Origin of the sequence: Arthrobacter sp. lap29, assembly GCF_032458965.1 — a bacterium.
Classification (GTDB): domain Bacteria; phylum Actinomycetota; class Actinomycetes; order Actinomycetales; family Micrococcaceae; genus Specibacter; species Specibacter psychrochitiniphilus.
Genome location: NZ_JAUCEK010000003.1, coordinates 425,499 through 445,454 on the forward strand (window position 1 = coordinate 425,499; position 19,956 = coordinate 445,454).

The window sequence follows — 19,956 nt, forward strand, 5'->3', positions numbered from 1 at the left end:
GAGTGCGGGCGCCCCTAGAGTGCCTGACGGAGCCAGTGCTCCACTGCGCTAATGTGAACAGTTAGGAGTGACTTTGCCAGGTCCGCGTCACCGCGTTCCAGGGCTTCAATGATGGCGGTGTGTTCTGCCAACGTGCGGTCCACTGCCTTTTCCTGGGTCAGGCCCCGCCAGATGCGGGCGCGCACGGTGCTGCTGGAGAGGGCATCCAGGACACTGGCCAGATAGCTGTTATCTGCCGCAGAGGTGATGAGCTGGTGGAAGATGAGATCGTGTTCCACGAGTGCTTCCACACTGGTCGCATCGTCAATGGTCTCCATGGTGGCGCGCAGTGAGGCAATTTGTTCGGGTGTGATGCGCGTGGCGGCAATGGCTGCTGCGGCCGGTTCCAGGATTCGACGCACTTCGAAGATGTCCAAAATGGACTCATCCTGGTGAAGGTCCACAATGAACGTCATGGCCTCCGTCAGTAGCTTGGGTTCCAGGCTTGTCACATAGGTGCCGTCGCCGCGGCGTACATCCAGGACGCGGATAATCTCCAGGGCTTTGACCGCTTCGCGCAAGGAGCTGCGGGACAGGCCCAGTTTTTCGCTGAGTTCCTTTTCCGGAGGCAGCCTGTCCCCGGCACAAAGTTCCCCGGAGATGATCATGTCCTTGATCTTGGTAATTGCTTCATCTGTCACAGCCATGCTGCCAGTGTAATGGTCTGATGTTTGTTTAGTGACCAGGATCGCTGTCTTGAGAACAGAATGTACACGTTAGTCACTGGATTTTATCGATAAAACAAAAATGCGCTCCTCGACGAATCGAGGAGCGCATTTTTTGGCGGAGACGGGGAGATTTGAACTCCCGGTGGAGTTTAACCCCCACACTTCATTAGCAGTGAAGCCCATTCGGCCGCTCTGGCACGTCTCCAGCACTGGCTAAGGTAGAAGCCCCTAACCAGCATCCCAAACTTTACCCAGAAACAGGCCTGCAAAGCAAAACGAGGGCCGGGTGCGCCAAAATTACAGGCTTCCGGTGAGTGCCCGCCACAGGAATTCGTGCGATGCGCTGTGCAGCCGGGCGGCCTGTTCATTGTTGCCAGCACCGGCATGTCCACCCTCCAGCGCCTCGTGAAAGAGCGCCGGAATGCCCATGGCTTCCATCCGTGCCGCCATCTTCCGCGCCTGCACCGGTCCCACCCGATCATCCGAGGTGGCCGTCCAAAAGAATGCCGCCGGGTACTTCACCTCGGCGAGTAGCAAATGGTAGGGCGAGAACGTTTTGATGTATTCCCACTGCTCCGGCACATCCGGGTCGCCGTACTCGGCAATCCAGGAGGCTCCGGCGGAGAGTTTCGTGTACCGGCGCATATCCAGCAACGGCACGCCGCAGGAGATGGCACCGAACAAGGACGGATACTGCGTGAGCATGTTTCCCACCAGCAGCCCCCCATTGCTTCCGCCAGCACATCCCAACTTGGCTGCTGTAGCCACCCCGCGCGCTGCCAGATCCAGGGCCACCGCAGCAAAGTCCTCATACGCCCGGTGCCGGTTTTCGCCCAGCGCGGCCGTGTGCCAGCTGGGCCCATACTCGCCGCCGCCGCGAATATTCGCCACCACGTACACGCCCCCACGCTCTAGCCAGGTACGCCCCACCGCACCGCTGTACGCTGGCGTCCGCGACACCTCAAACCCGCCGTAGCCACTGAGCAAGGTGGGGTTGGCGCCGTCGAGCGTTAAATCCTTGGGTCCCACCTGGAAATATGGCACACGAGTGCCGTCAGCGGAGGTGGCAAAGTGCTGCTCCACGCTGTACTTTTCCGCGGTGAAGAACGCCGGAGCTTCCCGCACCAGCGCTGCCGGTGCACTTTCGCGGGGCTCAAGGGTGCCGCGGTACACGGTGGACGGGGTGAGCAAACCAGTGGCAATGAGCCAGTAGTCGTTGCCGGCCTCTGGATCCTCGTTGTCCACGGCGTACGCGTCCACGCAGTGCAGCGGCGGGCAGGCATCTAATTCCGTGGCGGCCCAGTCCGCGGCGGGATCAAGGATCAGGATTTTGGAGGAAACATCAGATAACAAGTTCAGCAGCAGGTAGTCCCGGGTCCAGCTCCAGGACTGCAGGGATTCCGCGGCGGTCGGGGCAAAAATGGTTGCCAGGTCACGGCTCCCGGCCAGGAACGCGGATAGCTCAATGGCCAGCAAGGTCCCGGCGGCGTACACGGTCCCGGCAACGTCCCAGTCCGTACGTGGGCGCAGCAGCAGCCATTGGTGGTGGAGGGAAACATTCACATCGTCAGGGACCTCGATGTGGACCCAGTCATCGCCTACGCGCAAGTAACTGCGGCTGTTGTAGAAATCCAGCACGTCATAAGCCACATCGCGTTCAAAACCGGGAGTGCTGCTGTGGGAGACGCCGCCGCTCAAATGATCCAGCGGAACCGAGAACAGCGGCTCCTTTGCGCCCATCTCCGCCAGGGATTCCCCGCGGCGCAGCACCCGGGCGGCGGCAGGGTAGGAGGAAGCCGTCATGGAACCTTCCCCAGTGTCGGTGCCCACGTACAGCGTGTCCGCATCCAACCACGAAAGCCGGGTCTTCGCTGCCGGAAGGTCAAAGCCGCCCGGCACAAAACTGCGCGTTGTCAGATCAAACTCCCGGTAGGAGACCGCATCGCCGCCGTCGGGGGAGAGCGCCAGCATGGCCAAGCGGTAGTCCGCTCCGGGGGCTGGACGCAGGAATGAGGCCCCCGCCCACAGCCACTGTGCATCCTCCGCAGCGCACAGCGCGTCTACATCCAGCAGCACATCCCACTCCGGTGCGGCACTGAGGTAGCTCTCCCATGAGGTACGGCGCCAGAGCCCGCGCGGGTTCACCTCATCCCGCCAGAAGTTGTAGTACCAGGCGCCGCGCTTGGACACCATGGGGATCCTGTCTTTGGAGTCCAGCACCTCCAGGACCCGGGCTTCCATGGCGGTGTACGCGGGGTTCACGAGGGTGGCGTCGGTGCGGGCGTTGTGCTCGCGTACCCACTCCATGGGCGCCTCGCCGTGGATGTCCTCGAGCCACAAGAACTCGTCGGCGGGCTGGTTGGCTATCTGTTGGGGGGTGGCAGTCACGGCTTCAGTCATGGCACCATCCTAGGCAACGCCAACAGCAGCCGCACGGTACCGGGACCTCACCGCAGCATCCCACGCAACTTTGGGGTGCCCCATCCGTTAAGCTCAGAGGGTGGAATTAACAAGTGTGCAGACGGTGGCAATTGTGGGTGCGGGGCCCCGCGGGACTTCCGTCATGGAGCGGCTGCTGGCCCACCACGCCGCAGGGCACCGCACACGGGCACTGCACATCCACCTGATCGATCCCTTCCCGCCCGGTGCGGGCCACGTCTGGCGCACGGAGCAGTCACGCCTGTACTTGATGAATACGCAAAGTTTTTTCCCCACACTGATCCCGGACCAAGGGGTCAGTGCGCCTGCGCTGGCAGCTTGCAGCTTCAACCAATGGCGTGAAATTCAACAGCACACACCGTGGGAACGCCTCAGCGGCGGGGACAAGGCTGAACTGGCCGTCCTCGGTGCCGCAAATTTTCCCAGCCGCGCTCTCTACGGCAGGTACCTGAGCTGGTGCTTTGAACAGCTCACAGCCACCCTGCCCGACGGCGTGAGCCTCACCGTCCATCCCGCTGAAGCCAAGCGCGTGGTGCGCGATCACAGCAGTGGCGGATTCACCGTAGTCCTGGTGAGCGGGGAAAGCCTGGCCGTGGACCAAGTGGTCCTGGCGCTGGGCCATGTGGAATCAAAGTTGAGCCTGGCGCAGCAACAGCTACGGGCCGAGGCGCGTGAGCATGGCCTGACATACCTGCCCCCGGCGGTGCCCAATGACGTTGACTGGGACCAGTTGCCGGCCCGTGAAACCGTTCTGGTGCGCGGCATGGGATTGAACTTTTTTGACGTTCTGGGCCAGCTGACACAGGGGCGCGGCGGCACGTTTGAGGCCACCGGGAAACCGGCGGGGGAGGCGTTGCGGTATGTGGCGTCCGGGCGTGAACCGGTCATTGTGGGGGCGTCACGGCGGGGGACTCCTTACCGTGCGAAGGCGGAGCTGGCCAGCTACTACCCTGCAAGTGTGAGCCTGCGTTTCCTGTGCGAGGACGCCGTGGCTTCGATCCGGGCCATGGGAGCCACCGCCGGGTTTGACCACGATATTTGGCCGTTGCTGTACCGGGACACGCTCTGGGCGTACTACACCACCTTGGCCAGGACCCGCCCGGACACGGTGAGTGCCCCTTTGCTGCCGGCATTGGATGCGCTGCTGCATGTTGGGCTCGACGGCGGGGACCCGGGGTGGCAGAGCCGACTCACGGAGTTGCTGGGCAAGGGTGTGCAAGACGGGCTGGTGCTCGATCTGGAAGGGTTGGCCAGGCCGTTAGCTGCGCACCGGCTGCGGGCCGGGGCTGGGCATCGCTTCGCCACGCATGCGGACATGGATACGGCGGTTCTGGAGTACCTTTGCGCCGATGCGGCCGGGTCGGCACTGGGGGAGGATGATCCTACCAAAATGGCTATCGGGGCGTTAAATGCCGGGCGGGCTGTGATTAAATCGCTCGTGGCCGATCGCGGCATCACTCAAAGTTCTTGGCTGGGGGAGTTGCGCGGCTGGTTTGAAGGCTTCGTGGAGGGTCTGGCCAGCGGTCCGCCCGCGATCCGTGTTGAGCAACTGGCCGCGCTGGTGCGTGCCGGGGTGGTCCATTTTGTTGGCCCTGACCCAGTATTTCGCGTCCAGCACGGGGTGTTCACAGCCGTTTCTCCGTGGGTGGCTGATGCGCCGTGGGAAGCCAAGCATTTGGTAGAGGCGCTTGCCCCGGCCAACAACGTACAAGGCAGTGCGTCCACGCTGTTGGCGAACCTGCTGGCCGAGGGCGCCGTCCGTCCCCGCATGATGATGGCCTCCGACGGCGGGCCCGTGGTCACCAGCGGGCTGGACGTAAGCGCCCCGCCGTACCGCCCGTTGGATGGGACAGGTGCGCCTGTCCAGGGCATGTATGTGCTGGGCCTGCAGCTTTCCTCCACGCAGTGGGGTACCGCCATCGCGGCGGAGGCGTCGGCGCAGTACCGCAGCGGCTATAGCACGCTGCTGGATGCGGATGCTATCGCCGTGGACATCCTCGCCTGAACGCTATCCCACCATTGGCGCGATTTTCGCGAACGTTATCTCTCCTTTGGCGTGTTTTTGGCGGACGCTCTCGCAGCAAGGGAATGCTCCGGTTAAAGTGCCGCGCCCGTCCCCTCGAGACGAGGGAACGGGCGCGGTGGCTTGATTCAGTGACGGTTAGTGGCGTGCCTCCTTGCGTCGGCTTGCCATGGCCACGGCAACTCCGGCCCCCACCAGGACCAAGGCACCCAGTCCCAGCGGAAGCGCGGTGGCTCCCGTGTTAGCCAGGTTGCCCGAGCCGTTGCCGGTGCCGTTACCAGCGCCACCGCCTGCTGTACTCGTCGCAGAAGGCGAGGTGCCCGGAGCCGTGGTGGAGCCGGTGGGGCTCGGTGACGCCGTATCCGTGGGTGTTCCCGCATCTGCCGTCACCGAGATGATGGGGAGCCCGGCGGACGTTCCGCCGTCGGTGGTGATGGTGAGACGGCCGCCGTTGAGCGTTTCCGGCATGTCGAACACCAAGTCCGCAATGCCATTATTGACGATAAAGGTATTCTTTTTGGGTTGCTGAACCGCCGCTCCGCCGGCCGAGTTTTCGTACCGAACAGTGACCTTCGTGGAGACAGGGGTTCCGAGTGAGGTCAGATCCAGCTTGTTCAGCGTGAGCGTAACCATCTGGCCTTCCTTGACCGTGGACGGTGCGCCCACAACGTCCACGCCGCGGCGGGCAAAGTCAGGTGCAATGGGAGCTTCGGCAGACTTCGCGCTGAGGTACGCAATCCAGGCGTCGCGGTCAATGAGGCCGGAATCCTTGGTGTTGGTGCCTTCGGTGAAGACGCGGAAGTTATCCCCGCCCGTTGCCAGGAAGCTGAACGTACCCACACGGTAGGAGCGTGCCATATCCAGCGGCGCGCCATTGATGACCACGGAGGTGATGTGATCGCCCAGCGCACGGGAGGAATCGTAGGTGTAGTCCACGTTGGAGGACAGTCCCAGATTCAGGAACGGGCGGCTGGGGATGCTGCCGTCCGCGTTGGTCTGCCACTGCTGCTCCAGCATGGTTTTCACCTGCGCTCCCGTCAGGGAGGTGGTCCACAGGTTATTGACGAACGGCAGCACCGCGTTGGCGTTGGCGTAGGTGACCACCCCGTCCTCGAGGCCTGCGTTCTTGTACAGCAGGTCCGCACGGAGTCCGCCGGGATTGACCACGCCAATCTCGGCTCCACCGGTCTGCTCACTCTTGAGCGCATCCAAGAGGGAGTTGCCCACCAGGTTGCCCAAGGTGGACTCGCTGGAACGGTCGTCACGGATGTACTTGCCGGTGTCCGTATCGAAGGTCTGCGCCGTGGTGATGTCGGCAGAGATCTTGCCTACTGGAACACTGCCGGCAATCTTTGCGGCCTCCAAAGCCGCATCCGTGATGGCCTTGACCTCGGCAACACGCGGGAAAGCGGCCACCAAGAGTGAGTCATCAACCTTGCTGCGTGCCACATTGGACTGCGTGTAGGAGAGAACCTTGTTGTTGGCATCAACTTGCAGCTTGACCTGACCAATGAACTCGCCGTAGCTTCCGGTCTGGAGTATGGGGCGGGTCTTCAATACGGCATCGCTGGCAACGCCGGGGATGGGGGCATCCCAGGCGTACTGCTTGTGAGTGTGGCCCGTGAAGATGGCGTTGACCGAGGCGCTGGTCTTCGTCACAATTTCAGCGAACGCGCCTCCTGCGGCCAGTTCCTGCTCAAAGGTTGCCCCGTCCGGGGTCCCTGCACCGGCACCTTCGTGGTATTCAGCCACGATGACGTCCGCGAGTTTTCCGTCGGTGATCTTTTTGGCAACCCGGTTGACAGCTTCAACAGGGTCACCGAATTCCAGCATGGAGATGCCGGACGGGGTCACCAGTGTGGGGGTTTCCTCGGTGATGGCACCAATGATGGCAACCTTCACACCGTTGACGGTGATGATCTTGTATTCATCAAGCACCGGGGTGCTGGTTCCCTTGGCGTAAACGTTGGCGCCTAGGTAGCTCCAGTTGGCTGCGTCTTGGACGCGCCCTTCCAAATCAGCCCAGCCCTTGTCAAACTCATGGTTTCCAACAGCGGAAGCACTCAGGTCCAGGGCGTTCAGGACATCGATGGTCGGCTTATCATCCTGCGAGGCAGAAGCGAACAAGCTGGCACCAATGTTATCTCCCGCCGAGAGGAACGCCGTGTTGGCGTCGCCCGAGGCGGCCCGTAGCTGTTCCACTGTGCCAGCGAACTTGACCGTGTTGGAGTCAATACGGCCGTGGAAATCATTGATGTTCAGGAGGTTGATTTCCTTGGGTGCGCTCGCCGCAGCAGCAAGGTTCAAGCCAACCACAACGGGGTCGTGGTCGGAGGCGGCAAAAGCCGAGGTGTCATAGAAGTCCGTGACGTTGGAGTTGTAGCGGCTGTATCCCATGGCGATGGACTCGGTGGAGTTGATGTTCCAAATGTCCGCACCCGTGACGAATGCGTCCAGTGCCGGGGTAGCCACAATGTGATCCAGTGAGCCCACCAGTCCGCCGAAGGCGTAGGAGTGCTTGCCCGTCTTGGCGCCCTGGTCCACGTATCCTGCCGCAGCCATGAGCAGCATGGGATCTTCAAAGGTGTATGAGTTGAAGTCACCCATGAGCAGGACCTTGTCGGTGCCTTGAGCGCTCTGCTGGGCATTGGAGAACTTCACTAGGGCTGTAGCTTGTGCCGTGCGGGCAAGGTTGGAGTTGCCCTGGCCCTTGTCAATGTCATCCGGTGTTGCGGGGGAACCCTTGGACTTGAAGTGGTTGGCAATCAGAATGACCTTCGCGCCCTCGCCGTTCCCTGCAAGGGTGAAGGCCTGAGCCAACGGCTGGCGGGCAATGCCGGTGAAGGCAGGGTCATCCAGGATGACTGAGGCACCTACCGGTTTAGCAACTGCCACCTTGTAGATGAAGGCAGTGCGGATCACGTCCTCGATCTCCACTGAGGGGCGCTGGTCCACGCCGGGTGAGCGGACGTAGTCCCACACTCCGGGGCTCTGAACGTTCAGTGCCGCCACCAGGGTGGCCAGGGCGAAATCGCGGTCCTCGCCGAACTTGGCGGAGTTCTCAATTTCCTCCAGTGAGAGCACATCGGCCCCTGACTGGTGGATGCCGGCAACAATTTTCGCCTGCTGGCGTGTGAGGTTTGCGGCATTGGCAGCACCACGTTGGAGGCAGCCTGTCCGCACTGTAATGGGGTTACCTGCACGGTCATTGTAGAACTGGCAGGAGGCGTTCTTATCGCCGGTCTGCGTGAAGTAGTTCTGGACGTTGAACGTGGCAACCTTGAGGTCCCCGCCGACAGCGGAGGGTGCCTGGACCCGGTTGTTACCGAAGGCGATGGGCTGAACGGCTTCTGCGTTGGCAGGTGTCAGTGCCTCCAACGGCTGGAACTTGTAGGCGTTATTGCGGTTGTCAAAGATCACGTTCGTTGCGAACTCGGCGGTGGAGCCCACCCGCATCGGTGTTGCTGCGCTCAACCACGGCAGTGGAACCGACTGGCCGGCGGCGTTGAGGAAGTTGGTGCTGGCGCCGTCATCGAGCCTGATGGCCTTGGCGGCGTTGGTGGCAATCGTGGCGGTGTGTGCAGCGGAGCCAACCGGACCCACGGCGGTGGGCTGGAGCAGCACCTTGGTGCCTACTGCCAGGCCAACTTCGCCGTAGTTATTCAGCGTGTAGTTGTCGGTGATGGTGAATTCGCCCTGGGGTGCCACGAGCATGCCCTCAAGGGTTTCGCGGGCATCCGTGGTTTCCGGGACATTGACGACGGCGGCCTTGACCTCTGTCGCTGCCTCGTCCAGTACCGTCATACCATCGGCCGGGACGTCAATTTCGGTGGTGGTGGTGGTGCCCGTGGCACCACCAAATTCCTTCACGAGTCCGGTCACCTGGACGTAGTCGCCAATCTTGACCTTGGCTACGGTGCCGGGTGAGTAGACGAACACGCCGTTGGAGGCTTTGTGGGTGGCCATGTCCAGATCGCCACCAGTGCCGGGAGTCTGGATGAAGTAGCCGTCGAAACCTCCGGTGGGGTAGGCCGCCGTGACCTTGCCCTTGGTGGTGACAGTGGAGCCTTCAAAGGCGCTCTTGGCGCCTTCACCCTGGATCTCGGCGATGGTCTTGTTGCCGGCATCCTCCGGCGGCTTTGGCGGTTCTACCCCGCCAGCCGTGCCGGTGGGCGTAGGAGCTGCGGTGGTGAAATCAGCGAAGTTGTTATCTGAGTCAACTGCGTCGCTTCGGTTCAGTGAGAGCGCCACAGTTTGGCCGCCAGCAGGTGCGGCTTCAAAAGTATTGGATGTGCCGTACCCGAGCAGGTCGACAATGTCGGCAGTGCCCACCAGTGAGCCGGTTGCCAAGTCCGCAGGAAGCCGCTCGGCCTTGTTGGAGAGGAACAGGGTCCCGGCGCTTCCGGAGAACGCGAGACTGCCGGTATCGGCATCGGCGGGAGGCAGGTCAAGGCCCTTATCCCCGTTGGAGTTGCCCTTGATCAGGTAGTAGTCATTGGCTTTGATGGTGCCCGCAAGCCCGGTCAGCCCGGATGGTGCCACTGAGCCTGTTGCGGAGCGGTACTGAAGCGACCATCCGCTCAGGTTGATGTCTGCATTTGTGGGGTTGTACAACTCCACAAATTTATTTTTGAAGCTGGCGTTCGCGCTGCCACCGTTGAGGTACGCCTCGTTGATGATGACGTTGGGTACCGCTGGTAGAGCCGCGAGTGGAGCGGCAGGGGCGCGATTTCCTTCCGTTCCCAGTTCCGCCGCGGATTCGGTTGGTTCGGGGGCATCGTTGGCAAGTGCTGGCGAGATCGCCAACGGTGCCACGGCCAGACCAAAGGCCAAGGCGGCCCCCAATCCTGCCTTGTAGAAGTTACTGCTCGTCATGTCTCCAACTCTCGAAAGGGTGGCACACCGTTGTGCCGTGAGTGATGATGAACCGCAGCTTTGGCTCAGTGAACGGCAAAGAGCAATCCCAGAGAGCGAACTGCGGAAGCGTTAATGAGCCAAGCACATAGATGTGAATCATTCATGAACTAGTGGCTTCGGTCAAGCAAATACAAGGGTTTTGTGCGGAAGTGGGCATATGTGGGAGTAAAAGTAACATCGGTCGGGGTATGCCCGCATAGGGGAGCTGGAATCCGAAGAAAAAAATATTTTGAAACTTGATTCCAGAAAAGTGTTGCCCAAGTCACAAACTTAAACTAGAGTCTAGTTTCAGTTAACAAATGTCCCGCTCGTCGGACCGCTTCCCTTCAGGAACGGTTCGGCCGTGATTTTGGAGTGATTCTCTTGCCTTTGTCCCTCACAGAAGAGCACGCCGATCTGGCTGCCGCAGTTTCAGACTTCGCGGACCGGTTCGCCGACGTCCTGCAGACCCGTGAACTGTTAGAGGCCTACGGCGCCGGCGGCCGCCCGGCGCACTGGGGCGAGCTGGTGGACAACGGACTCCACGCCCTGCACATCAGCGAAGAGCGCGGGGGACAAGGCGGAACTGTCGCCGACACCGCAATTGTGGTCGAGGAGTTCGGCCGCCGACTGGTGCCCGGCCCCTACGTTTCCACCGTCCTGGCAAGTGCTGCTGTCGCGGCCGCCGCCGAATGCAAGGCCTCCACACACGGCCTGGACGTGTTCGCGGAGGGTGCCACAGGTGCCTTGGCCATGCCCGCCGCCACGCTCACAGCCCTTGCCACAAGTACAGGGTGGATCATGAACGGGCGCACGGCTGTGGCGTCACTGCTCTCGGCCGAACAGCTAGTGGTTGGATTCACCGACGGCACACACACCCGCTTCGCCCTTATTGAGGCCGAGCGGGCCGGGGTGGCCAAGGTGTCCGCAAGCTGCACCGACCTGACTCGCGACGCCGGCACTCTGGTGATGGAGAGCGTGGTCATCGGCGCCGACGACATCCTGACCGGGCTGGGCCTGGGCCACGTTGAAACCCTGCAGGCGGGCCTGCTCGCCGCAGAGGCTTCGGGAATCATGCGGTGGGCCGTGGAGGTTTCCACGGACTACGCCAAGATCCGCGAACAGTTCGGCAAGCCCATCGGCTCCTTCCAAGCCGTCAAGCACAAGTGCGCCAACCTGCTCATCGCCGCCGAACTGGCAACCGCCGCAGCGTGGTCGGCCCTGGTGGCCCTGGACCAGGACGCGGACCAGCAGGCGTTGGCCGCCGGGTCCGCACGGGAGGCCGCCATTGCCCAGGCCGTGGACGCAGTCACCGAGGCTGTCACCATCTTGGGCGGGATCGGCTACACCTGGGAGCACGACGCCCACCTGTACCTGCGCCGCGCCATGACCCTGGCCGCACAGGTGGCACCGGCCAGGGCCGGGATAGCCTCCGTTGGCCGTGTTGCGCTGGAGCTGGACCGCCGCATCGATATTGAACTCCCCGATGAGGATCCCGCCTTCCGCCAGCGCATCGCCGGGCTCCTGGACCAAGCCGCCGCCATGAAGAATGAGCACGACGGCGGACGCTGGAACTCGCGCGGTACGCAGCGGACATTCCTGGCTGAGAACGGCCTCGCGGCCCCGCACTGGCCCGCCCCCTATGGCTTGGCAGCCTCCCCAGGGGAGCAGGTGATCATCTCCCAGGAATACGCCCGGCGGAATCTCATCCAGCCGTCGTCGGTCATTGGCGAATGGGCCATGCCCACCGTCCTGGCCTTCGGCAGCGAGGAGATCAAGGAAAAGTTCGCACTCCCCACACTGCGCGGCGAGCTCATCTGGTGCCAGCTCTTCTCGGAGCCCGGCGCCGGTTCAGACCTGGCCGGGCTGTCCACACGTGCCAATAAGGTGGAGGGCGGCTGGGAGCTCAAGGGACAAAAGGTGTGGACCTCCGGGGCGCACGAAGCCGATTGGGGCATTTGCCTGGCCCGCACCGACGCCGACGTGCCCAAGCACAAGGGGCTCAGCTACTTCCTGATGGACATGCGCAGCACCGGCGTGGACATCCGGCCTCTGAAGCAGTCCACGGGCGATGCGGAATTCAACGAAGTCTTCCTGGACTCCGTGTTCGTGCCCGACGCCTACCTGCTCGGCGAACCTGGCCAGGGCTGGCGCATCACGGCCACCACCTTGCAAAACGAGCGCACCCAAATCTCCTCCGGAGTATCCGCCGGCGCCGAGGAATCCCTGCGTGAGCTCATCCGGGAGCAGGGGTACTGCGCAACGGAGGAGGAGGCCTTCACCGAGCTGGCCCGCATCGTGGCTCTCAGCAGCGCCATCGGTGCCCTGAACCTGCGTGAAACCCTCCGCCAGGTCAACGGCCTCCAGCCCGGGGTCGGCTCGTCCCTGGCCAAGGTTGCCCACGCCAGGCTGTCCCGCGAAGCAGCCACCCGTGTGTTGCAGTTGGCCGGTCAGGGCGCCCTGTTTGCCCAGGCCCCGGGCGACGCGGTCACCGGGATGCTGGGTGTCCCGCAGGTCCTCATTGGCGGGGGGACCGTTGAAATCCAGCTCAACGTCATTGCCGAACGCATTCTCGGCCTGCCGCGCGGCTAGGCCGGAAACACAGCCAGGCCGGCTGTGGGAATAGAACGTCAACACTCCATGCTTCACCGAAAGGAAACCTTTTCGCATGACAACGATGACAGGCGAGGCCACTCCCTTGCAGAACATTCACACGGCAGGCGCCGCAGGCGCTGCGGACTCCACAGTGCAGGGCGCGGCCGTGCAGAATACGGCCGTGCAGAACCTTGACACGGCCCGGCTGCGCGAGCTCGTTGAGCCTCGGAGCATTGTGATCATTGGCGCCAACACGAAGTCCAGCTGGTCCCACTTCACGCACAGCAACCTGATGGAAGGCGGCTTTGCCGGGGAACTGTTCATGGTCAACCGCCGCGGTGAGGAGTGCCACGGGCAGCGCTCCTACACTTCCATTGCGGAGCTGCCTGCGGTTCCCGATCTGGCCATTGTGCTCACGGGTACCAACTCGTTGGAGACCGTGCTGGAAGAGGCCCGGGTCAAGGGCATCCGGAACCTTATCCTGCTGGCCTCGGGCCTCGGCGAGGCGGGGCCGGAGGGTGCGGCGCTGCAGGAGCGGCTGGTGGAGCGCGCCCGCAATGCCGGACAGCTGATCCTGGGCCCCAATAACCTTGGTTTCATCAACTCCCACGCGAAGGTCGCCGCGTTCAGCCACATGACGCAGATGCCCATGATCGCCGGAGGGGTCGGTGTCGCCAGTCAGTCCGGTGCCCTGGCCATCTACCTGTTGCCGTACATGGCCTCACGCGGGGTGGGATGCTCGACGGCGGTCACGGTAGGCAACGAGGCCATGGTCTCGGCCATTGACGTCATGGACATGCTGGTGGAGGACGAAAATACACGGGTCATCGCCGCTTACCTGGAACAAATTTCCAACCCGGAACGGTTCCTCGCCGTGGCCGAAAGGGCCCGCCTGGCCGGCAAACCGATCGTAGTATTCAAGGCCGGCCGGGGCGAAGCCTCAGCCCGCGTGGCCGCCGCCCACACCGGTTCGCTGGTGGGCGACGACAAGGTTATTGACGCAGCCTGCAAGCAGTTCGGTGTTGTGCGGGTGGACAACATTGAAGACCTGGTGGCCACCGCCGGCATCATGGAATCCTATGGCGCCCTGTCCGGAAACCGGGTGGGTGTGGTCACCGGATCCGGTGCTATGTGTGCCTTGATCGCGGAGAAAGCCGAACTGGCTGGCCTGGAACTGCCGACACCCGCGGACGCCACCGTCCGTGCCCTGTACGACGCCGGGCTCCCCTCTTTCTCCACGATCAACAACCCGATGGACACCACCGGCTATATTTCGGTGGATCCGACCATCATCACCAAGGCCAACCAGTGCTTCATCGACGACGAGAACTTCGACTTCATCGTGGTCAACAGCTCCTGGCCGGAGAACCAGCTGATGGCAGACATGGGCCGGTTGAACCAGGACGAGTTGCACCGCCAGCTCACGTCATCGACAAAGCCGGTCATCGGCATGAGCTTTTTGCCCACCACCGTCACAGAATTCGGGCGCGCTTTCGCCAACGAGCATGGCCTGCCGCACTCCTCGGACTCCTTTGACCGCGGCATCCCGGCCGTGGCCCGCAGCGCCTGGTGGAGTAAGCGCTCGGATGAACTCACCACAGACCCGGCCGTGGCGCCGGCGGAAGTGATCGAGAAGCCCGCAGGGGCTCAGACGTGGAGCGAAATTGAGGCTGGCGCGTTCCTGCGCAAACACGGGGTGCCCTACGTCCCCGCTGCGATCGCAACCTCCGAAGAGGAGGCCGTGGCCGCAGCCGGGGACATGGGCTACCCCGTGGTCCTGAAGATCGCCTCCGAAGACATTGCGCACAAGACCGAAGTGGGCGGAGTCCGGCTCATGCTCCGTGACGCCGCGGCCGTCGCCGAGGCGTACAACTTCATCATGACATCCGTGGCAGACCTGGCCCCGGGTGCACACATCCAAGGTGTTGCCGTCTCTCCCATGCGGCCCGCCGGCAATGAGCTACTCGTAGGCGTTGTCCGGGACCCGCAATGGGGACTGGTGCTCGCCGTCGGATTTGGCGGGGTCATGGTGGAGATCCTCAAGGACTCCGCACTGCGCCTGTTGCCCGTGGGGCCGGCCGAGATCCGCCGCATGCTCGAATCCCTCAAGGGCATCGAATTGCTGACCGGTTTTCGTGGCGGCGCAGCCACAGACCTGGACAAGCTGGCCGAGACCATCTTCCGGATTTCCCAGGTGGCAGTGGGCCTCGGCGACGAGCTTGAAGAGCTGGAAATCAACCCGCTGCGCGTTGCCGGCGACGAGATTGAAGCCCTCGACGCCCTGATCCGCTGGAAGCAGCAGTCATGAAAGGCCCCGAACACGGCCGCACTAAGGCCCGGTGGTACCGTTGATGGTCAACCGGATATTCACGCAGGAGGCGAGTCATGACCGGAGTGCTATCTGGGGAAAGGACCGAGCTTCCCGCTTATCAAAAGCTGCGGCGGCAACGGATCCTGGACGCCGCCAAATCGCTGCTGCGCGACCACGACTACGAATCGATCCAGATCCGCGATGTGGCCGCAGAGGCCAACGTGGCCCTGGGCACGCTGTACCGGTACTTCACCTCGAAGGAACACCTGTACGCGAATGTTGTGTACGACTGGAGCGTGCCGTTCAACTCGATGGACCAGTCATGGGCGGAGCACGAAGGCACCACGGAGCGGATCAGTCAGCGGCTTCGCATGGCCCTGGCCGCGTTCGAGAAGCAGCCGAACTTCTACAAGGCGATCCTGATGCTGCGCGCCACGAACGATCCGGAGGTTTCCGAGCTCATGCACCGGCTTGGAACAGTGCTCGAGCAACCGATCCACTCGGACCTCTCCATGTTCTTGGACGACGAGGCGGCGGACATCACCGCCATGGTCTGGTGCGTGTTGATGGATCTGGTGGCCAGGCTGCTGTCGGGGGACAAGACGCTCACCGAGGCGCACCGGATCTTGGACAGGTTTGTCCAGATGATCGGCCTGCGGCTGGCACAGTTCGAGGCCGGGGCGCACTAGCCGGTCAGACCGGGGGGCTCCTATGAGCGCCCACGAACTGGACCACCTGGCCATTGCGGTGCCTGCCTGGGAACCGGCGGGGGCGATGCTGAACCGCCAGTTGGGAGCGCGCTGGGCCAGCGGTTTCAAGATGGAAGCGTTCAGCCCCTGCCAGCTGGCCGTTGCCGATGACATGCGCTTGGAACTTCTCGAACCTGGCAGCGGGGAACACTCGTTCATTCAGCGTTTCCTCACCGAGATTGACGGTCAGGGCGGCCCCCACCACATCACCTTCAAGGTCCATGACATCCGGGCCGCCATTGCGGGAGCACAGGAGGCCGGGATCGAGCCGATCCTAGTGAACCTGGCACATCCGCAATGGCAGGAAGCATTTCTGCACCCCCGGGATACTGGCCTCGGGTTCCTGGTCCAAATGGTCCAGGCGCCGCTGAGTGTGGAGGAGCTCACCGCTACCTCCGACGGCGGAACCCTCGCCTGCCCGTGGGAACAGACGGACACGGCGGCCCTGCGCATTCCACTCATTTACGGATACGTCGCGGACTTGTCCCGGGCACGGACGGTCCTGTGCGGGGTGCTCGGCGCCAAGCAGTACGGCGCCGGCACTGCAACCGCCGGCTTCCAGTGGGACGCTGGCGCGGACCTGTTGCTGACGGAAACCGGAGCAGACGGTGAAAGCTTCGGCATTGCGGGCCTGCTGGCCTTGGACGCGGCAGCGGACTGGTCCCGCAGGGATGTCCCGGAACAGCTGGATGCACTGCTGGCCAGCGGTACGGTTCACCCGGGCATCGGCCTGAAAATCTCCATCCTGCAGGGCGCCATCCTGCAGGGCCGCCCGGCCGGAACAGGGACCTAATTCCAGCAGCACCGCCAGGTGGCATTTCCCGGCAGTACGCTAGCCAACTACACCCAACAAACCACCACACCATCATCGAGTGCACCCGAAAACAGGGGCAGAGGATGAAAACGAACAATTATTTGAGGAGATCACCATGGGACTTCGAGGAGAAGCCGCAATCCTTGGTTTTTACGAATTGCCGCCGCAGCGCAAGCTGGCCCGCGAAAAAACCTTCAACCTGGAACAGTGGGCCAGATTGTCCAAGGCCGCGCTGGACGATGCCGGGTTGGACGCCACGGACGTGAACGGTATTGTCACACCGTTGATTGGTGAAGCGAGCATGTTTGTGCCCTCCACCATCACCGAATACCTGGGCATCGACGCCAACTTTGCCGAGATCGTGGACCTGGGCGGGGCCGGCTCTGCCGCCGCCGTCTGGCGGGCCGCGGCCGCCGTCGAACTCGGTTTGTGCGACGCCGTCCTGGTCACCTTCCCGGGGACGCACGAGGTACCCACCCACGAACGTCACCCCTTTGTCATGGAGGATTCCATGTACTTTGGCGCCTCCTCCAACAAGTACGGTTCCCCGCAGGCCGAATTTGAGATCCCCTACGCCAACCTTGGTCAGAACGGCCCCTACGCCCAGATCGCCAAACGCTACGGGCACGAGTTCGGTTACGACGAGCTGGCCATGGCGAAGATTGCCGTGGACCAGCGCACCAACGCCTGCGCCACCCCCGGCGCCGTCTTCCATGGGAAACCCATCACGGCCCAGGACGTCCTGGACTCGCCCATGGTCGCGGACCCGCTGCACATGCTCGAAATTGTGATGCCCTGTCAGGGAGGCGCCGCCGTCGTCATTGGTAACAAGAACATGGCGGCCAAGTCCAAAAACCGTCCCGTCTGGATCAAGGGATTCGGTGAACGGGTGCCCTACAAGACACCTACCTATGCGCGGGACCTCATGTATTCGCCCATGGTCCATGCCGCGGATCAGGCGTTCACCATGGCCGGGATTGGCCGGGATGAGGTGGACATGGTCTCCATTTACGACTGCTACTCCATCACCGTGCTCATGAGCCTGGAAGACGCCGGTTTTGCTGAAAAGGGCAAGGGCATGCAGTTCGTCAACGAGCACGACCTCACGTTCCGGGGCGACTTCCCGGTTAACACGGCCGGTGGCCAGTTGTCGTTCGGCCAGGCGGGCATTGCCGGCGGCATGCACCACGTGATCGACGGCGCCCGCCAGATCATGGGACGCGCCGGAGAAGCACAGGTCGCGGACTGCAACCGCGCCTTTGTCACCGGCAACGGCGGCATCATGAGCGAGCAAACAGCACTGATTTTTGAAGGGGAATAGGAACACACCATGAGCACCACCTACACACAGCCCGTCTTGACACCGCCGCTTCCGGTCCCCACCCCGATCACCAAGCCTTTCTGGGATGCCCTGGCCGAGCACAAGGTGCGCATCCAGTACTCCCCGTCCCTGGGCGAGTACATCTTCTACCCCCGCCCGCTTGCGCCGCGCACCTTGGCTGACGATCTGCAATGGCGTGAGATCTCCGGGGCCGGAACCCTCTACACGTACACGATCACTACTCGTCCGGTGGCGCCGCACTTCGCGGCATCGGGGCCCATGGTCCTGGCCGTGGTGCAGTGGGATGAAGGCCCCAAATTCTCCACAGAGTTGGTCAACGTGGCCCACGAGGACATCCAGATCGGCATGCGGGTTAAGCCCGTGTTCTGCGACTACCCCGAAGCGGACGTCACCATGCTCCGCTACGAGCCGGAGGCCTGAGATGGGTATCGCAACGGAAGAGCAGCGCCCCGCAATTGTGCTGCCGGAGGTGACACTGCCGGAGGTGACGCTACGTATTGGCTCCACCACGCGCAGCACAGGTGCCGGCACCTACCACCACATCAACCCTGCCACGGGAGTTCCCGACGCTGTTGTGCCGCTGGCCGGCGCCGCCGATGTTGACGAAGCCGTTCAAAGCGCACACGAGGCATTTGCGGTGTGGAAGGCAACACCAGCCGGGACACGTGCCCGCGCACTGCTTACACTCGCCCGGCTGGTAGAGGAGCACACCGCGGAATTTGCCGCACTCGCCACCGCCGATAACGGCACACCACAGGCCACCGCGGCGGCGATGGTGGGTGCCGCGGCAGAATGGATCCGCTACTACGGCGGCTGGGCGGACAAGCTGCCCCTGGGCCGCGTCACCTCCGTGGCCGGTGCCGGCGGTTCCTTCGGGCACACCCTGCGCCAGCCCTACGGCGTGATTGGGGTGGTCATTACCTGGAACGCACCACTGATGTCCTTGGCCATGAAGGTCCCGGCCGCGTTGGCGGCAGGGAATACCGTGGTGGTCAAGCCGAGTGAATTGACGCCGTTCAGCGCCATGCTCTTTGCCGATCTGGTCCGCGAGGCCGGCATTCCCGACGGCGTGTTCAACGTACTCACCGGCGGCGCCGAGGCCGGTGCTGCGCTTGTCTCGCACCCCCTGGTCAAGAAGGTGACGTTCACGGGCGGCCCTGACACTGCACGGAAGATCACCGCGGCCTGCGCCCAGACGTTCAAGCCCGTCGTGTTGGAACTGGGCGGCAAGTCGGCGAACCTGGTGTTTGCCGACGCCGACCTGGACGCAGCGGCCCTGCATGCGGCCTTCATGGCGTTTGGCATCATGACCGGCCAGGCCTGTGCCCTGCCCACGCGGCTGCTGGTGCAGGATTCCATCCACGATGAGTTCGTGGCCAAGGTGGCGGCCATCGCCGGATCCTTCAAGGTGGGCAGCCCACTGGAACTGGACACCATCTGCGGACCTGTCATCAACCAGGGTGCCATCGATCGCATTGAGGCCATGGTGGCCCAGGCCCGGAACGACGGCGCCCGCATCCTCACCGGCGGCACCCGCCTAGGCGGTGAGCTGGCAGATGGCTACTACTATCCGCCAACGGTGGTGGCGGACGTGGACCGGGACAGTGAGCTGGCCCGGCAGGAAGTCTTTGGCCCCGTCCTGGCCGTCATGCGCTTTAGCGACGAAGCCGACGCCGTGGCCCTGGCCAACAGCACCGACTACGGACTCTCAGGCTATGTATGGACCTCGGATGCCAAGTGCGCCATGAGGGTCGTGGAGCAGCTGGAAACTGGCGAAGTGGTGGTCAATGGCGCACCCAACGCGGTGGCTGAGCGCCCCTTCGGCGGTATTGGCCACTCGGGCACCGGCAACGAAGGCGGGTTGGAGGGGCTAGAGGAGTTCTTCTGGACGAAGTCCGTCGCCTACGGCACCAACTAGGCGCCCTGCCTGGCGCTCCTGTTCCACCCTGCATGTGCCCTTTCTGCATGTGCCTCGCTACATGTCCCCTTTGCCCTGCGGCGCACCCCTGACGGTGTGCCGCAGGCAAGCGTGTCAAAAACCGTCGTCACCGCCGCATGAGGTGGTGTGGGCCGGGAATGG

General features: G+C 63.1%; 11 protein-coding genes and 1 tRNA gene. 8 read left to right on the plus strand and 4 right to left on the minus strand.

The annotated features are described in order from the left end of the window. Positions 1 to 14: 14 nt before the first annotated feature. From RY113_RS07480 to RY113_RS07490, 3 genes are all read right to left on the minus strand, one after another. The gene (locus RY113_RS07480; protein ID WP_315914074.1) at positions 15 to 686 is read right to left on the minus strand and encodes a FadR/GntR family transcriptional regulator; all 672 of its coding nucleotides are present in this window, start codon (positions 684 to 686) and stop codon (positions 15 to 17) included. A 134-nt stretch (positions 687 to 820) separates the two neighbouring features. Continuing rightward, positions 821 to 912 (minus strand) — tRNA-Ser (locus tag RY113_RS07485). Between the two features lie 92 nt (positions 913 to 1,004). Then, on the minus strand, positions 1,005 to 3,107 hold the full coding sequence (locus tag RY113_RS07490; RefSeq protein WP_315914075.1) for a prolyl oligopeptidase family serine peptidase: 2,103 nt from the start codon (positions 3,105 to 3,107) through the stop codon (positions 1,005 to 1,007). A 100-nt stretch (positions 3,108 to 3,207) separates the two neighbouring features. On the opposite strand from RY113_RS07490, the gene RY113_RS07495 reads away from it, so the two are divergent. After that, on the plus strand, positions 3,208 to 5,151 hold the full coding sequence (locus RY113_RS07495; protein WP_315914076.1) for an FAD/NAD(P)-binding protein: 1,944 nt from the start codon (positions 3,208 to 3,210) through the stop codon (positions 5,149 to 5,151). 156 nt (positions 5,152 to 5,307) lie between these two features. Here the strand turns inward: RY113_RS07495 and RY113_RS07500 are convergent, their stop codons facing one another. Continuing rightward, positions 5,308 to 10,044 (minus strand): ExeM/NucH family extracellular endonuclease, encoded by a 4,737-nt coding sequence (locus tag RY113_RS07500; RefSeq protein WP_315914077.1) that lies wholly within the window; start codon positions 10,042 to 10,044, stop codon positions 5,308 to 5,310. A 405-nt stretch (positions 10,045 to 10,449) separates the two neighbouring features. Between RY113_RS07500 and RY113_RS07505 the strand changes: the two genes are divergently transcribed. The 7 genes from RY113_RS07505 (at position 10,450) to RY113_RS07535 (ending at position 19,794) form a co-directional block, all read left to right on the plus strand. Continuing rightward, the gene (locus RY113_RS07505) at positions 10,450 to 12,657 is read left to right on the plus strand and encodes an acyl-CoA dehydrogenase (protein WP_315914078.1); all 2,208 of its coding nucleotides are present in this window, start codon (positions 10,450 to 10,452) and stop codon (positions 12,655 to 12,657) included. 76 nt (positions 12,658 to 12,733) lie between these two features. Then, a complete protein-coding gene (locus RY113_RS07510) occupies positions 12,734 to 14,968 on the plus strand; it encodes an acetate--CoA ligase family protein (protein WP_315914079.1) in 2,235 nt (744 codons plus the stop codon). Between the two features lie 77 nt (positions 14,969 to 15,045). After that, entirely contained in the window at positions 15,046 to 15,660 is a 615-nt protein-coding gene (locus RY113_RS07515) for a helix-turn-helix domain-containing protein (RefSeq protein WP_315914080.1), read from the plus strand. A gap of 22 nt (positions 15,661 to 15,682) precedes the next feature. Then, the gene (locus RY113_RS07520) at positions 15,683 to 16,513 is read left to right on the plus strand and encodes a VOC family protein (protein ID WP_315914081.1); all 831 of its coding nucleotides are present in this window, start codon (positions 15,683 to 15,685) and stop codon (positions 16,511 to 16,513) included. A 79-nt stretch (positions 16,514 to 16,592) separates the two neighbouring features. Further along, entirely contained in the window at positions 16,593 to 17,855 is a 1,263-nt protein-coding gene (locus RY113_RS07525; protein ID WP_218867979.1) for a thiolase family protein, read from the plus strand. Positions 17,856 to 17,864: 9 nt separating this feature from the next. Further along, on the plus strand, positions 17,865 to 18,296 hold the full coding sequence (locus RY113_RS07530; protein ID WP_110105001.1) for a Zn-ribbon domain-containing OB-fold protein: 432 nt from the start codon (positions 17,865 to 17,867) through the stop codon (positions 18,294 to 18,296). A gap of 1 nt (position 18,297) precedes the next feature. After that, positions 18,298 to 19,794: an aldehyde dehydrogenase gene (locus RY113_RS07535; RefSeq protein ID WP_110105000.1), complete on the plus strand. Its 1,497-nt coding sequence runs from the start codon at positions 18,298 to 18,300 to the stop codon at positions 19,792 to 19,794. Positions 19,795 to 19,956: the final 162 nt, after the last annotated feature.

What these genes read in the sequence shown, in the direction of transcription:
- RY113_RS07480 (WP_315914074.1), bottom strand. Translation starts at nt 686, where the DNA reads ATGGCTGTGACAGATGAAGCAATTACCAAGATCAAGGACATGATCATC.
- RY113_RS07490 (WP_315914075.1), bottom strand. Translation starts at nt 3,107, where the DNA reads ATGACTGAAGCCGTGACTGCCACCCCCCAACAGATAGCCAACCAGCCC.
- RY113_RS07500 (WP_315914077.1), bottom strand. Translation starts at nt 10,044, where the DNA reads ATGACGAGCAGTAACTTCTACAAGGCAGGATTGGGGGCCGCCTTGGCC.
- RY113_RS07510 (WP_315914079.1), top strand. Translation starts at nt 12,734, where the DNA reads ATGACAACGATGACAGGCGAGGCCACTCCCTTGCAGAACATTCACACG.
- RY113_RS07515 (WP_315914080.1), top strand. Translation starts at nt 15,046, where the DNA reads ATGACCGGAGTGCTATCTGGGGAAAGGACCGAGCTTCCCGCTTATCAA.
- RY113_RS07520 (WP_315914081.1), top strand. Translation starts at nt 15,683, where the DNA reads ATGAGCGCCCACGAACTGGACCACCTGGCCATTGCGGTGCCTGCCTGG.
- RY113_RS07530 (WP_110105001.1), top strand. Translation starts at nt 17,865, where the DNA reads ATGAGCACCACCTACACACAGCCCGTCTTGACACCGCCGCTTCCGGTC.
- RY113_RS07535 (WP_110105000.1), top strand. Translation starts at nt 18,298, where the DNA reads ATGGGTATCGCAACGGAAGAGCAGCGCCCCGCAATTGTGCTGCCGGAG.